Source organism: Psychrobacter sp. 1U2 (assembly GCF_051847575.1).
The window spans coordinates 1-574 of record NZ_JBPYDC010001559.1 but is presented as its reverse complement, the minus strand read 5'-3'; the positions used below and the strand labels follow the sequence as shown (position 1 = coordinate 574).

Genomic DNA, 574 nt, shown 5'->3' with positions numbered 1-574 from the left:
AACAATAGAACACCAACAATCAAAATACCAGCCACTGCTGTTTTTTGAAACCAAGCACTGACTTCCATACCACGTGTGTTCAGCCAAGTCACTAAAACAGAGCCTGCCATACCGACGCCTGCCCATGTCGCATAGACATCCCACCCTGCTACATTCCATAAATACCCTTGATTATAATTCGGTATCAAATACTCTACCACGGTAGGTAGAGCAACGGCTTCAAAAGCCACGACCGACAAATAACCAAAGAGCATACTCCAAGAGCATATAAAGGAGACATTAACCCCTAAAGCACGGTGGGTATAAGTGTGCTCACCCCCTGTAATCGGCATGGATGAGGTCAGCTCAGCATAGGTCACACCGATCATAACGACCGCAAGTCCACCGACTAAGAACGCGGTGATAGCGCCCCACGTCCCAGCTGAGACTACCCAACCACTAGCCAAAACGACCCAGCCCCAACCTACCATAGCACCGAATGCTAGAGCGATAATATCGACTACCCCTAACGATTTTTTCATTGCAGACATAACTTGCTCCTTGTCCGTGTATTATCCGTGTCAACCTTTTACGG

The 574-nt window shown here is 47.9% G+C and carries 1 protein-coding gene; it reads right to left on the bottom strand.

Annotated elements, in window-relative coordinates:
- Nucleotides 1–530: APC family permease (locus tag ACS8FD_RS23165; protein ID WP_439277583.1), on the bottom strand; the 530-nt coding region annotated here is incomplete at its 3' end.
- Nucleotides 531–574: the final 44 nt, after the last annotated feature.